A 13,600-nucleotide genomic window follows, 5' to 3' on the forward strand; every position below is an offset into this window, starting at 1 on the left:
AGAGCTGCACTATGAAACCGACGAAAAAGATGCACATGCGGGTCTATATCATCCTCTTTTTGGTGGTGATCATCGGCTTTGGCACCGTGTTCGGCAGCCTGGTGAATATACAGATCTTCAAGGGGAAGGAGTACCGCGACCTGGCCAGCGAACAGCAGCTGCGCGACACGGTCATCAACCCCACCCGGGGCGACATCACCGACCGCAACGGCAACGTCCTGGCCACCTCCAACACGGTGTGGAACGTCATCCTCTCCCCCAACGACATCAAAGACGACGCCCAGAGGGAACTGATCGCCTCCGGGCTCTCTGCCATTTTAGAGGTCGAGAAGGACGAGATCCTCGAGAAGAGCCACAAGAGCAACTTCCACGAGTACCTCAAGAAAAAGGTGGACAAAGAGACCGTCGACAAGGTGCTCCAGTTTGCCAGCGACAACAAGATTGGCGCCATCTACACCGCCGAGGACACCAAGCGCTACTACCCCTACGGCAACTTCTGCTCCACCGTGCTGGGCTTTGTCGGCAGCGACAACCAGGGCCTGGCCGGGGTCGAGAGCTACTACGACAAATTCCTCACCGGCACCCCGGGGCGGGTGGTCTCGGCCAAGAACGCCCGCGGCACCGAGATGGATTTCGAGTACGAGAAGATCTACGACGCGGTGCAGGGCAACACGGTGGTCCTCACCATCGACGAGGTCATTCAGCACTATCTGGAGAAATACCTCCAGGAGGCGGTGGACGAACACCACGCCTCCGAGCGGGGCGGCGGCATCGTCATGAACGTCAAGACCGGCGAGATCCTCGCCATGGCCACCAAGCCCGACTTTGACCCCAACGAGCCGATGGAGCTCTACGACCCGGCCGCCCAGGAGCGGGTGGCCAATTTGGAGGGGGACGAACTCAAGACCGCCCTCGCCAACGAGCGCTCCCGCCAGTGGCGCAACAAGGTCCTCAACGACCTCTACGAGCCCGGCTCGGTCTTTAAACCCATCACCGCCTCCGCCGCCCTGGAAGAGGGGGTCGTGGACCAGAACAGCAGCTTTTACTGCCCGGGCTACTACATGGTCGCCGGGCGGATGATCAAGTGCGCCAGCTATGCCAAGGGCGGCCACGGGCAGCAGAACTTCATGGAGATCATGAAGAACTCCTGCAACCCCGGCTTCATGATGACCGCCGAAAAGCTGGGGGCGGAGAAGTTCGCCACCTACTTCAAGGCCTTCGGCTTCACCGAAAAGACCGGCATCGACCTGCCCGGCGAGGCGCAGAGCATCTACCACGAGACCTTCAGCGCCGTAGACCTGGCCTCCAGCTCCTTTGGCCAGACCAACTCGGTGACCCCGCTGCAGATGGCCACCGCCATGTGCGCCGTGGTCAACGGCGGGCACCTCTACCAGCCCCACGTGGTCAAGCAGATCCAGGACAAAGACGGCAACGTGGTGGAAAACTACGAGCCCACCGAGGTGCGCCAGGTCATCAGCGAGTCCACCTCCAAGCAGATCGCCGAGATCATGGAACACGTCATCGCCGACCCCAACGCCTCGGGCAAAAACGCCTACGTCAAGGGCTTTCGCATCGGCGGCAAGTCCGGCACCTCCCAGAAGTTGAGCTCCGGGCAGGAGTCGTCCTACGTGGCCTCCTTCCTGGCCTTTGCCCCGGTGGACGACCCCCAGATCCTGGTGCTGATGTTCCTGGATGAGGCCCACTCCTACAGCATCTACGGCTCCTCGCTGGTGGCGCCGTCGGTGGGCAAGCTGATGGCGGACATCCTGCCCTACATCGGCATCGACCCCCAGTACGAGGAGGGGGACGCCGCGGCCATGGTGTCGGCCCCCAAGGTCACCGACAAGACGGTGGAGGCGGCCGAGACCGACCTGCGGGCCAAGGGCTTCAAGTACAACAAGGTCGGGAATGGCGACTCGGTCGTCAAGCAGTACCCGGCGGCCGGCACCGCCATCCCGGCGGGTTCCACCATCACCCTCTACACCGAGGAGGACGCCGAGCAGACCATGACCCGGGTGCCCAACCTGGTGGGGATGTCGGCCTCTACCGTCAACCAGGTGGCCACCAACGCCAAGATCAACATCAAATTTTCCGGCGGCGGCTCGGACAACACCGGCTCGGTCTCGGTGGCCCAGTCGGTGGCCGAGGGGGAGGAAGTGCCCATCGGCACGGTGGTCACGGTGGAATTGCGGGATAAGACCGTCAGCGACGACACCGGCGACTAGCCCCAAAAAAGACGGCCCGCTTTGCATTGGCGGGCAAAATGGAGTATACTATTTACTTTTAGAGGGGCCTTTTCGCCCCCCCAAAGGCCGGCCTCTCCGCCCCCCGCTTGGCGGGGCCGGGCGGGGGCGGCCAGACCCGGAAATCCAAAACGGTTGGAGGCAGTAGCGCAATGGTTTTAGCAGAACTCTTACAGGCGGCGGGGCTGCCCGCCCCGGCCGCTGCCGGCGACGCCCAGGTGGCGTCGGTGGTGTCCAACTCCCGCAAGGCGGTGGAGGGCAGCGTCTTTTGCTGCATCGTCGGCGGCAGCGCCGACGGCCACGACTTTGCCGCCCAGGCGGTGGAGAAGGGGGCGGTCTGCGTGGTGGCCCAGCGGGATCTGGGGCTGCCCTGCCAGCTGCTGGTGGAGGACACCCGCGCGGTCTACGGCGCCCTCTGCGCGGCCTTCAACGGCTTCCCCGCCGACCGGCTGAAGATGATCGCCGTCACCGGCACCAACGGCAAGACCACCGTTACCACCCTCATCAAGCAGGTGCTGGAGTACACCGGCGCCAAGGTGGGGCTCATCGGCACCATTCAAAACGAGATCGGCGAGGTGAAGCTGCCGGCCAAATTCACCACCCCCGAGCCCGACGACCTGCACGGCCTGCTGGCCAACATGTGCCGGGCGGAGTGCGAGTACGCGGTGATGGAGGCCAGCTCCCAGGCGCTGGACCAAAACCGGCTGGCCGGGGTCACCTTTCAGGTGGGGGCCTTCACCAACCTCTCCCAGGACCACCTGGACTACCACGGCACCCTGGAAAACTACTTTCAGGCCAAGGCCAAACTCTTCGCCCAGTGCCGGCGGGCGGTCACCAACCTCGACTGCCCCTACGGCCGCCGCATCCCCCAGCTGACCGACATCCCGGTGCTGACCTGCTCGGCCCAGGGGGAGGCCGATCTGACGGCCAGCGACGTCTGCCAGCGGGCCGACGGGGTCTCCTTCACCCTCTGCTACCGGGGGGAGCGCTGCCCGGTGGACATCAAGATGCCCGGCCTCTTCTCCGTCTACAACGTCCTGAGCGTGGCCGGGGTCTGCCTCTCCCTGGGGCTGCCCCTGGCGGTGGTGGCCAAGGGCCTGTGCCACTGCAAGGGGGTCTACGGCCGGGCGGAGGTGCTCTACAGCGGCGACTTCACCGTCATCTGCGACTTCGCCCACACCCCCGACGCCCTGCAAAACCTGCTGGAGACCATCAAGCCCTTTGTCAAGCGGCGGCTGATCGTCCTCTTCGGCTGCGCGGGCAAGCGCGACCGCACCAAGCGCCCCAAGATGGCAAACACGGTGGCCGACTTCGCCGACTTGATGGTCATCTCCTCGGACAATCCCCGGGACGAGGACCCCTATGTGATTTTGGAGGACACCGTCGCCGGGGTACGGGACCGGGGCGTCCCCTACCACCTGGAGGTGGACCGCTACTACGCCATCCGCTGGGCCATCGACGAGGCCGGGCCGGGGGACGTGGTGGTCCTCTGCGGGAAGGGACACGAGAACTACCAGGCCATTGACACCTGCACCGTCTACTTCGACGAGCACGAGATCGTCAAGCGGGCCCTGGAAGAGAGGAGGGAGCGCCCATGAAACCACTGCGCCTGCAGGCCATCGCCGAGGCCATCGGCGCCTTGTACACCGGGGAGCTGACGGTCTCTGACATCAGCAGCGACACCCGCGCCATCGGGGAGGGGAGCCTCTTCGTGGCCATCCGGGGGGAGCGCTTTGACGGCCACGCCTTTGTGGCCCAGGCCTTTGAAAAGGGGGCGGCGGCCGCCGTCCTCTCCGACCCGGCCTTTGCCGTGGAGGGCAGACCCTGCCTGGTCTGCCCCAACACCCTGGACGCCATGATCCAGATCGGCGGGCTCTACCGCCAGCTCTTTGACGTGCGCTGCGTGGGGGTCACCGGCAGCGTGGGCAAGACCACCACCAAGGAGATGCTCTACGCCGCCCTCTCCCCCTTTGGCAAGACCCTCAAGACCGAGGGCAATCAGAACAACGAGATCGGGATGCCCCGCACCCTCTTTGGGCTGACGGACGACACCCGGCTGGCGGTCATCGAGATGGGGATGAGCGGCTTTGGCGAGATCGAGCCCATGACCCGGGCGGTGCGCCCCGAGGTGGCGGTGCTCACCAACATCGGCGTCTCCCACCTGGAGAAGCTGGGCACCCGGGAGAACATCCTCGCCGAGAAATTGAGCATCACCCGGGGGCTGCAGGGGGTGCGCACCCTGGTCCTCAACGAGGACAACGACCTGCTCTCCACCGTGGAGCGGGCCGACGGCGCCCGGCGGATCATCCGCATCTCCCTGTGCGACCGGGACGCCGACATCTGGGCCGACGCCCTCTCTTCCGACACCGACCGCACCCACTTTGTGGTACACTATGCCGATGGCGCGGCCTACCCCGCCTGCATCCCCTGCCTGGGGCAGCACAACGTCTACGACGCCCTGCTGGCCCTGGGGGCGGCCGAGGCCTTTGGCTTTGAGCGGGCGGCGGCGGTGGCGGGGCTGGAGGACTACCAGACCGCCGGCATGCGCCAGCGGGTGAAGAAGCTGGCGGGCATCACCGTCATCGAGGACTGCTACAACGCCAGCCCCGACTCGATGCGGGCCAGCCTCGCCCTGCTGGGGCAGAATTTCAGCGGCGCCCGCAAGGCCGCCGTCCTGGCCGACATGCTGGAGCTGGGCGAGCGCTCCGCCCAGATGCACCGGCAGGTGGGCAGGGACGCGGCGGCCGAGGGGATCGACGCCCTGTTTTGTTACGGGGAGCAGGCCCGGCTGATCGCCGAAGGGGCGAGGGAGGCCGGCTGCAAGGCGGTTTTCTGCTTTGACGAAAAGGACCGGCTGGCCGAGGAGCTCTGCCGCTGGCTGGCCCCCGGGGACTGCGTTTTGGTCAAGGGCAGCCGGGGGATGAAGCTGGAAGAGGTGCTGGAGATCGTCTACGGGGCGATGGAGTGAGCTGATTTGGAATAGAAGCCGGAAAAAACGGGCAAAAAGAGAGGAGAAGGCGGCGCCCTGGGCGCTGCCGGGAGGGAAGCAATGAGTCAACTACCAGTGGTATTGGCGGCGGTGTCCGCCTTTGTCATCACCGCCGTCACCGGGTATTTTTTGATCCCCTTTTTAAAGCGGCTGCACTACGGCCAGACCATCAAGGAGATCGGCCCCACCTGGCACAAGGACAAGGGCGGCACCCCCACCATGGGGGGCATCATGTTTATCATCGGCATCGTGGTGGCCACCGCCCTGGGGGCCTGCACCCTGTTTTGGGGGGATAAGACCGCCCTGCAGACGGTGGGCGCCCAGCAGTGGAGCCGGCTGATCTACGGCATTTTGATGGCCCTGGGCTTTGGGTTCGTCGGCTTTTTGGACGACTACATCTCGGTGGTGAAAAAGCGCAACATGGGGCTGCGGGCGCGGGAGAAGTTCCTGCTGCAGCTGCTCATCGGCGCGGTCTACCTGATGGCCCTCTACTTCTCCGGCAGCCGCTCCACCGCCCTGCGCGTCCCCTTCTTCGGCGCGGTGGAACTGGGTTGGCTCTACTGGCCGGTGGCCCTCTTCATCATTGTGGGCACGGTCAACGCCGTCAACCTCACCGACGGCATCGACGGGCTCTCGGGCTCGGTGACCTTTGTGGTGGCCCTGGGCTTCCTGGTCCTCTCGGGGATCTTGGGCTATGCCGGGTTCACCCTGCTGGCGGCGGCGGTGGCCGGCGGCTGCATCGGCTACCTGCTCTACAACTTCCACCCTGCCAAGGTCTTTATGGGGGACACCGGCTCCCTCTTTTTGGGGGGCATCGTGGTGGCCATGGCCTTTGGCATCGGGCTGCCGGTGGTGCTGGTCTTCACCGGGATCGTCTACATCTGCGAGACCCTCTCGGACATCATCCAGATCGGCTGCTACAAACTGACCCACAAGCGGGTCTTCAAGATGGCCCCCATCCACCACCACTTCGAGATGAGCGGGTGGAGCGAGGTCAAGATCGTGACGGTCTTTTCCCTGGTGGCCCTGGCCGGCTGCGTGCTGGCGGTCTTCTGGGTGCTGGGGATGTGAGGGAAGAGCGGACAGTGTGAGCGGCGGCGTTGCCCGCCGGTGTGAGAAATGGGGTGATCGCGGGTGAAAAAGCGGAATCGGGAACTGCGCAAGCAAATTCGCGAGGAGCGGGGGAGCGGCGGCCAGGCCGTCCGGAAATCCGGCCAGATGGACACCACCTTTTTGGTGTTGGTGCTGGTGCTGGTGGTCTTTGGGCTGGTGATGCTGTTCTCGGCCAGCTACGCCTTTGCCTACTACAACTACGGCAACTCCTTTCACTTCATCCTCCGCCAGGGCATCTTCGCCGTGGGCGGGGTCACCATGATGCTGGCCATCTCCAAGATCGACTACCACATCTACGAGAAGTTCAGTTACATCCTCATCGGCCTCTCGGTGGTGCTCTTGATCGTGGTGCTCTTTATGGAGCCCCTCAACAACGCCCGCCGCTGGATCAACCTGGGCTTCACCACCTTTCAGCCCTCGGAGGTGGCCAAGTTCGCCGTCATCGTCCTCTTTGCCCACCTGATCAACGTCAACTATAAGCGGCTGCAGACCTTCCGCTACGGGGTGCTGCCCTTTATGGCGGTTCTGGCGGTCATCTGCGGGCTGATGGTGCTGGAGCCCCACCTGTCGGGCACCATCCTCATCGTCACCATCGGCTTCACCATGATGTTTGTCGGCGGCACCGGCACCAAGTGGTTCGTCATGGGCGGGGTGGCCATCGTCGGCGCGCTGGCCTTCCTCCTCCTCTTCACCCCGCTGCTGGAACACGCCATCCCCCGGCTGGAGATGTGGCAAAACCCCTTCATCGACAAGCAGGGCGACGGCTGGCAGACGGTGCAGTCGCTGCTGGCCATCGGCTCGGGCGGGGTGTTCGGGCTGGGGCTGGGCAACTCCCGCCAGAAGCACCTCTACGTGCCGGAGCCCCACAACGACTTCATCTTCTCCATCCTCTGCGAGGAGTTGGGGCTGGTGGGGGGGCTGATCGTCATCATCCTCTTCATCCTGCTGGTGGTGCGGGGCTTTGCCATCGCCATGAAGGCCAAGGACAAATTCGGCAGCATGCTGGCGCTGGGGCTGACCTTCCAGGTGGGGCTGCAGGCGCTGCTCAACATCGCCGTGGTCACCAACACCGTGCCCAACACCGGCATCTCCCTGCCCTTCTTCAGCTACGGGGGCACCTCGCTGCTGATGCTGCTGGGGGAGATGGGGATCGTCCTCTCGGTCTCCCGGCACGCCAACATCGAGAAAAAATAGCCGTTTGCCGCGAAAGGGGCGGCGGGCCCCGCTGTCCGGGGCCCGCCCAGCGCCTTTCGCGCTTTGGCATTTTCAAAGGCCCTTTTCACCGGGCCGCGAAAAGCCGCCGTCTGGGGCGGCAGAAAGTGGAGAAAGTGAAGCTATGCGCGTACTCTTAGCGGGCGGCGGCACCGCCGGACACATCAACCCGGCCATCGCCATCGCCAACACCATCAAAAAGCACCACCCCGACGCCGAGATCGCCTTTGTGGGCAACAAGGGCTCGATGGAGGAGCGGCTGGTGGGCAGGGAGGGCTACCCCCTCTACACCATGAAGGTGCTGGGCTTCCGGCGCTCTTTCTCGCCGGGCAACATCGCCCACAACCTGCAGGCCCTGGGCTGCCTGGCGGCCTCGCCCGGCCGCTGCAAAAAGATCCTCAAGGACTTTGCCCCCGACCTGGTGGTGGGCACCGGCGGCTATGTGGCCGGACCCATCCTGCAGGCGGCAGCCAAGCGGGGGATCAAGACGGCCATCCACGAGCAAAACGCCTTCCCCGGCATCACCAACAAGCTGTTGGCCAAAGAGGTGGACAAGGTCCTGCTGGCGGTGCCCGAGGCCCAGCGGTTTTTGCAGCCCAAGGGGGACTGCGTGGTCACCGGCAACCCCATCCGGGAGAGCGTGCTGCTGGCCATGCCCAAGGAGAGCCGGGCCCACTACCAGCTGGAGGGGAAGATCTGCATCCTCTCCTTCGGCGGCAGCCTGGGGGCCCGCCCCCTCAACGAGGTGGTGGCCGACTTGATGGCCTACACCCAGAAGCACTGCCCCAACGTCTGCCACATCCACGCCTACGGTGGGAGCGGGCGGGACGCCTTTGTCGCCCGGCTGCGGGCGGGCGGGGTCGAACTGCCCCGGCCGGGGCTGGACTGCCGGGAGTACATAGAGGACATGGACCGCTGCCTGGCGGCGGCGGACATCGTCATCTCCCGGGCAGGGGCCATCACCCTCTCGGAGATCGAGGCGGCGGGGAAGGCGGCCATCCTCATCCCCTCCCCCTACGTGGCCGAGAACCACCAGTTCAAAAACGCCCAGGTGCTGGAGCGGGCGGGCGCCGCCGCCATCATTGAGGAGAAGGACCTGACCGGCCCGGCCCTCATCGCCAAGGTGCGCTCCCTCATCGAGCACCCCGAGACCATCGAGGCCTGGGGCCGGGCCAGCAGCAAGCTGGCCATTGTCGACGCAAACGAGCGCATCTACCGGGAGCTGGCGGAGCTGCTGGCCCGGTAGCATCCCGCCTGCCGTTTTTGCCCCGCTTTTTGCGAAAATAGGCCGCCCAAACGGCGAAATCACACAAAATCCACCCCGGGCATACCCTGGTGCATACCCCCTGCAAGAGGGGGACAGCACTGGCGGAAAGGGATGGTTTTGTGGCGATGTACCGATTGGAAGGGGGCCGTCCCCTGCGGGGAGAACTGGCCGTGCAAGGGTCTAAAAACAGCTGTCTGCCCATCTTGGCGGCGGCCCTTCTGGTGGGGGGAAAGGTGGTCCTCCACCGCTGTCCCGACCTGGCGGACACCCGCAGCATGGCGGCGATCCTCGAGTACCTGGGCTGCCGGGTCCTGCGGTCGGGAGGGGAGTGGGAGGTGGACACCTCCTGCGCCTACTACCGGCCCCTCCCCGCGGCGCTCACCCATTCGCTGCGCTCCTCCTCCATCTTCATGGGGGCGCTGCTGGGCCGCTTTGGCCGGGTGAAGGCCGCCTATCCCGGCGGGTGCGACCTGGGCCGCCGCCCGCTGGACTACCACCTCTCCGGTTTTGAGCGGCTGGGGGCGGTCTGCCGGGCAAACGGCTCCATTGAAATCGAGGGGCCGCGGCTGGCCGGGGCGGTCATCGAGCTGCCCTTCCCCAGCGTGGGGGCCACCCAAAACCTGCTGCTGGCGGCGGTGGCCGCCCAGGGGGAGACGGTCTTGCGCGGCGCGGCGCGGGAGCCGGAGGTGGTGGACCTGATCCAGTTCCTCACCGCCTGTGGGGCCCAGATCGCGGGGATGGGGACCGGGGAGCTGAAGATCCAGGGGGGGCGCCCCCTCCACGGCTGCGAGTACACGGTGATGGTGGACCGCATCGCCGCCGCCACCTACCTCTGCATGGGCGCCCTCTGCGGGGGGGAGATCGCCCTCACCAACACCACCCCCATGACCCTCTACAACATCCTCCCCCTCTTTCAGAAGATGGGCTGCGAGCTGGCCCTGCGCTACGACCGGGTGGGCCTGCGCTCCACGGGGGAGCTGCGGGGGCTGGGCGGGCTGGTGACCGCACCCCACCCGGGGCTGCCCACCGACATCCAGCCCCTGCTGACGGCGGTGCTGGCCGCCGCCCAGGGAGAGACCGAAATGAGAGAGACGGTCTTTGAAAACCGCTTTGCCTACCTGCCCCAGCTGCGCAAGCTGGGCGCCGAGGTGGAGCTCAAGAGCCCGAGGCTGGCCCGCATCCCCGGCGGCAGCCGCTACACCGGCGGGCGGGCCGAGGCGGTGGACCTGCGGGGGGGCGCGGCCCTCTGCATCGCCGCCCTGCGGGCAGGGCAGAGCGAGATCGGCGGCATCGAACACATCCTGCGGGGATATGAACAGTTGGACAGAGCCGTCCAGGCACTGGGCGGACGGATGGAAAAGGTTTAGCAGATGAAAAAGAAGCCAAAAAAACAGGTCAAAAAACAGGCACAGCGCCGGGACATCCCGCGCACCCACAACACCGGGTACACCGAAGAGGGCTTTTACCGGGCCGTCGCCATGACCCAGGAGGAGTTGGAGGAGCGGGAGCGGATCAAGCGGACGATCGCCCAAAAGCGGCAGAAGCGGCGCCGCAAAAAGGCGGCGTTCCGCTTTTTCCTGCTGTTTTGCTGCCTGCTGGTGGTGGGGGCGACGGTGGCCGTCTCCATCTTCTTCAAAATCGACACCATCCGCTTTGAGGGGGAGATCACCGCCTACAGCGCCCAGCAGATCGAGGGCGGCTGCCCGGTGAGCGTTGGGGAAAACCTCTTTCGCTTCAAGGCGGGGGAGGTGCAGGAGGCCCTCTACCGCAAGTTCCCCCTCCTCGACGACATCCAGGTGGGGCGCACCCTCCCCACCACCGTGACCATCACCGCCAAGGACGCGGTGGCCCGCACCGCCGTCAAGCAGGAGGGGGGCGGCTACACCCTCCTCTCCGAGTCGGGGCGGATCATGGCCCAAAACCAGGCCTCCCTGCCCGAGGGGGTCTATGTCATCTCCGGGGTCAAGGCCAAGCAGGGCGAGCTGGGGGAGACGCTGCAGTTTGACGACCCGGACAAGCTCCCCCTGCTGGAGGGCATCCACCAGGCGGTGAGCGCGGTGGGGCTGGAAGGGCTGCAGTCGGTGGACCTCAGCGACACCCAGAACATCTCCCTGCGGGTCGGAAAGTACTTCCTGGTCAAGCTGGGGTCGGACTATCAGCTGGAGTACAAGCTGCAGCTGGTGCGCGAGATCATTGTGCAAAAGGACCTCTCGCCCGAGCCCACCATCCTCGACGCCTCCATCCCCGGCAAGGTGACGGCCAAGACCGGCACCGCCGCCGTGCAGGCGCTGGAGGCGGCCAACGGCGCGGCCGGGGGAGAGCAGCAGCCGCCCGCCGAGGAGCCGGCCCCCGAGGGCGGGGAGGAGGCCCCGCAAGAGGGGGAGACCCCCGCCCAACAGCCGGAGGACGCCGGCGAGGGGGACGGGGGGGCCGCCCAGTGACAGGGGTGGCAAAAGAGACGAAAACCGGCGGCGAGCAGCCCGGTTTCCTGTGTGAAAGTGTAAAAAACCCTTGCTATTTTTCGTGACATCTGTTAAATTTAAGAGTAGGTAAACATTTTTTTGAAAATGCCGTCACGGCGGAGATGAAAACCCTTTCACCCCGCGCTGTGCCTTGTGATACAAACATTTTAGGGGGACGAAAACAGTGAGCTTTATTCTCGATGACGATTTCGACCAGGTCGCTTCCATCCGCGTAGTTGGCGTGGGCGGCGGCGGCGGCAACGCCGTCAACCGGATGATCAACGACGGGATGAAGGGCGTGGAATTTATCTCTGTCAACACCGACCGCCAGGCCCTCAACCGCTCGGTGGCCACCCAGAAGATCCAGATCGGCGACAAGCTGACCCAGGGCCGCGGCGCCGGCGGCTTCCCCGAAAAGGGGCAGAAGGCGGCCGAGGAGAGCCGCGAGACCATCGCCTCCGCCCTCAAGGGCACCCAGATGGTGTTCATCGCCGCCGGGATGGGCGGCGGCACCGGCACCGGCGCGGCGCCGGTGGTGGCCGAAGTGGCAAAAGAGCAGGGCATCCTCACGGTGGGCATCGTCACCAAGCCCTTCCCCTTTGAGGGCAAGCGGCGGATGGAGCAGGCCGAAGAGGGGATCGCCGCCCTGCGTGAGCACGTCGACTCGCTGGTGGTCATCCCCAACGAGCGGCTCAGCCTCATCTCCGAGACCCCCATCACCCTCATCAACGCCTTTGCGGCGGCGGACAACGTCCTCAAACAGGGCGTGCAGTCCATCACCGACCTGATCAATGTCCCCGGCCTGGTCAACCTGGACTTCGCCGACGTCACCACCGTCATGAAGGACGCGGGGCTCGCCCACATGGGCGTCGGCCGCGCCAGCGGGAAGGACAAGGCTGTCGACGCGGCGGCTGCCGCCATCTCCAGCCCCCTGCTGGAGACCTCGATCTCCGGGGCCAAGGGGGTCATCATCAACATCACCGCCTCCCCCGACATCAGCCTGGACGAGGTGTCCATCGCCTCCAACGAGATCACCAAGGCCGCCGACCCCAACGCCACCATCATCTGGGGCGCCGCCTTTGACGAGAGCTACCAGGACGAGATGCAGATCACCGTCATCGCCACCGGCTTTGACGAGAAGAACAAGGCCGATTTCGGCATTCCCGACTACACCTTCAAGTCCCGGGACGACTCGATGGAGGAGGACATCGACTCCATCATGAACATCTTCAAAAACAAGGGCAACTGATCGTTGCCCCTGCGAGAGCGGGAACCGGCCCCGAGAGGGAACGGTTCCCTTTTTGCTGCCTGCGAGGGCAATTCGATTGTTTTTTGAGGGCGGGCGTGGTATACTGGCAACATCGAAACCGAGCAGAGGGTGGGTGTCATGGACGGATTGTTTAAGAGCGCGATCGGCGGCTTCCGCAAGGCGGACGTGCTGGCCTATATCGAGCAGCTCAACGCCGAAAACCAAAAGGCCAGCAGCGAGCTGCTGAGCCGCATCGACGAGCTGGAGGGGGAGACCCACACCCTGCGCGACGAAAACGCCGCCCTGCGGGAACGGATCGACAGCCTGGACGGGCTGTTGGAGCAGGAGAGGGAGGGCGCCAAAGAACTGGGGGAAAAGGTGGTCTTTCTCAACTCCCAGATCAACGCCCAGCGGGACAAGCTCAGCCGCAGCGACCTGGAGATCCACGGTCTCCACTCCGAGCGGGACGAGCTGCAGGAGATGGTGCGCCAGTACCAGGAGAAGCTCAAGGGCTATGAGGAGCGCCAGGGCGAGATTTCGGGCGCTCTGGTGGAGGCCAAGCGGATGGCCGCCGACCTGGTGCGCCAGGGCAAGCGCCAGGGCCGGGAGGAGCGGGACCGTGCCCTGGCAGAGCTGGAGTCCCTCTCCCGGGAGATGGGCCAGCTGGGGGACCAGGTGGCCGGGCTGAGCGAGACCCTGCGGGCAGCCGCGGCGCAGATGCAGGGCAACCTTCGCCGGATGGGGGACACCGTCGAACTCTACCAGCTGCGGCTGGAGGAGATGCGCGGCCAGCTCAGCGGCGGCAAGGTCCCCGCCATCGCCCCCGCTGTCGCCCCGCCGCCCCCCAAAGAGGCGATCCCCGCCCCTGCCAAAGGGGAGGAGCCCCCGCCCAAAAAGGCGGCGCCGGTCCAGCCGGAACCGCCCCTCTGCCGGGAGCGTCCCGTCTTGGTGAGCGCCGGCGGCCAGGCGGGCGGGCTGCTCAAGACCATCGCCAAGCTGTTGGGCGGCCGCTGACGGGCAGACGGGGGATGGCTGCAGACCCCTTGAAAATTTGCGCGCGCCAAA

10 protein-coding genes are annotated in these 13,600 nt (G+C 65.5%); all 10 read left to right on the forward strand.

Going from position 1 to position 13,600, the window contains the following annotated elements; genetic code table 11:
* Positions 1-11 precede the first annotated feature (11 nt).
* The 10 genes from KQI11_RS10660 (at position 12) to KQI11_RS10705 (ending at position 13,549) form a co-directional block, all read left to right on the forward strand.
* Positions 12-2,225, forward strand: coding sequence for a penicillin-binding transpeptidase domain-containing protein (locus tag KQI11_RS10660; RefSeq protein WP_185916604.1), 2,214 nt, complete (start codon positions 12-14; stop codon positions 2,223-2,225).
* 170 nt (positions 2,226-2,395) lie between these two features.
* On the forward strand, positions 2,396-3,841 hold the full coding sequence (locus KQI11_RS10665; RefSeq protein ID WP_216402097.1) for a UDP-N-acetylmuramoyl-L-alanyl-D-glutamate--2,6-diaminopimelate ligase: 1,446 nt from the start codon (positions 2,396-2,398) through the stop codon (positions 3,839-3,841).
* Entirely contained in the window at positions 3,838-5,211 is a 1,374-nt protein-coding gene (locus KQI11_RS10670; RefSeq protein ID WP_216402098.1) for a UDP-N-acetylmuramoyl-tripeptide--D-alanyl-D-alanine ligase, read from the forward strand. The genes KQI11_RS10665 and KQI11_RS10670 overlap by 4 nt, the downstream gene beginning before the upstream one ends.
* Before the next feature lie 81 nt (positions 5,212-5,292).
* Positions 5,293-6,303, forward strand: coding sequence for a phospho-N-acetylmuramoyl-pentapeptide-transferase (mraY, locus tag KQI11_RS10675; protein WP_185916607.1), 1,011 nt, complete (start codon positions 5,293-5,295; stop codon positions 6,301-6,303).
* Positions 6,304-6,366: 63 nt separating this feature from the next.
* Positions 6,367-7,539, forward strand: coding sequence for a putative lipid II flippase FtsW (gene ftsW, locus KQI11_RS10680; protein ID WP_353653972.1), 1,173 nt, complete (start codon positions 6,367-6,369; stop codon positions 7,537-7,539).
* 142 nt (positions 7,540-7,681) lie between these two features.
* Positions 7,682-8,803: an undecaprenyldiphospho-muramoylpentapeptide beta-N-acetylglucosaminyltransferase gene (gene murG / locus KQI11_RS10685; protein WP_185916608.1), complete on the forward strand. Its 1,122-nt coding sequence runs from the start codon at positions 7,682-7,684 to the stop codon at positions 8,801-8,803.
* Between the two features lie 146 nt (positions 8,804-8,949).
* Positions 8,950-10,191, forward strand: a complete 1,242-nt coding sequence (locus tag KQI11_RS10690) for a UDP-N-acetylglucosamine 1-carboxyvinyltransferase (protein ID WP_286172732.1) — start codon at positions 8,950-8,952, stop codon at positions 10,189-10,191.
* Between the two features lie 3 nt (positions 10,192-10,194).
* The gene (locus KQI11_RS10695; protein WP_216402100.1) at positions 10,195-11,265 is read left to right on the forward strand and encodes a cell division protein FtsQ/DivIB; all 1,071 of its coding nucleotides are present in this window, start codon (positions 10,195-10,197) and stop codon (positions 11,263-11,265) included.
* A gap of 205 nt (positions 11,266-11,470) precedes the next feature.
* Positions 11,471-12,535, forward strand: coding sequence for a cell division protein FtsZ (ftsZ, locus tag KQI11_RS10700; protein ID WP_021658878.1), 1,065 nt, complete (start codon positions 11,471-11,473; stop codon positions 12,533-12,535).
* Positions 12,536-12,673: 138 nt separating this feature from the next.
* A complete protein-coding gene (locus KQI11_RS10705; RefSeq protein WP_216402101.1) occupies positions 12,674-13,549 on the forward strand; it encodes a hypothetical protein in 876 nt (291 codons plus the stop codon).
* Positions 13,550-13,600: the final 51 nt, after the last annotated feature.

Origin of the sequence: Acetanaerobacterium sp. MSJ-12, from assembly GCF_018917875.1 — a bacterium.
Classification (GTDB): domain Bacteria; phylum Bacillota; class Clostridia; order Oscillospirales; family Ruminococcaceae; genus Bittarella; species Bittarella massiliensis.

Coding starts and splice junctions, on each gene's coding strand:
- KQI11_RS10660 (WP_185916604.1), top strand. CDS start 12: ATGAAACCGACGAAAAAGATGCACATGCGGGTCTATATCATCCTCTTT.
- KQI11_RS10665 (WP_216402097.1), top strand. CDS start 2,396: ATGGTTTTAGCAGAACTCTTACAGGCGGCGGGGCTGCCCGCCCCGGCC.
- KQI11_RS10670 (WP_216402098.1), top strand. CDS start 3,838: ATGAAACCACTGCGCCTGCAGGCCATCGCCGAGGCCATCGGCGCCTTG.
- mraY (WP_185916607.1), top strand. CDS start 5,293: ATGAGTCAACTACCAGTGGTATTGGCGGCGGTGTCCGCCTTTGTCATC.
- murG (WP_185916608.1), top strand. CDS start 7,682: ATGCGCGTACTCTTAGCGGGCGGCGGCACCGCCGGACACATCAACCCG.
- KQI11_RS10690 (WP_286172732.1), top strand. CDS start 8,950: ATGTACCGATTGGAAGGGGGCCGTCCCCTGCGGGGAGAACTGGCCGTG.
- KQI11_RS10695 (WP_216402100.1), top strand. CDS start 10,195: ATGAAAAAGAAGCCAAAAAAACAGGTCAAAAAACAGGCACAGCGCCGG.
- KQI11_RS10705 (WP_216402101.1), top strand. CDS start 12,674: ATGGACGGATTGTTTAAGAGCGCGATCGGCGGCTTCCGCAAGGCGGAC.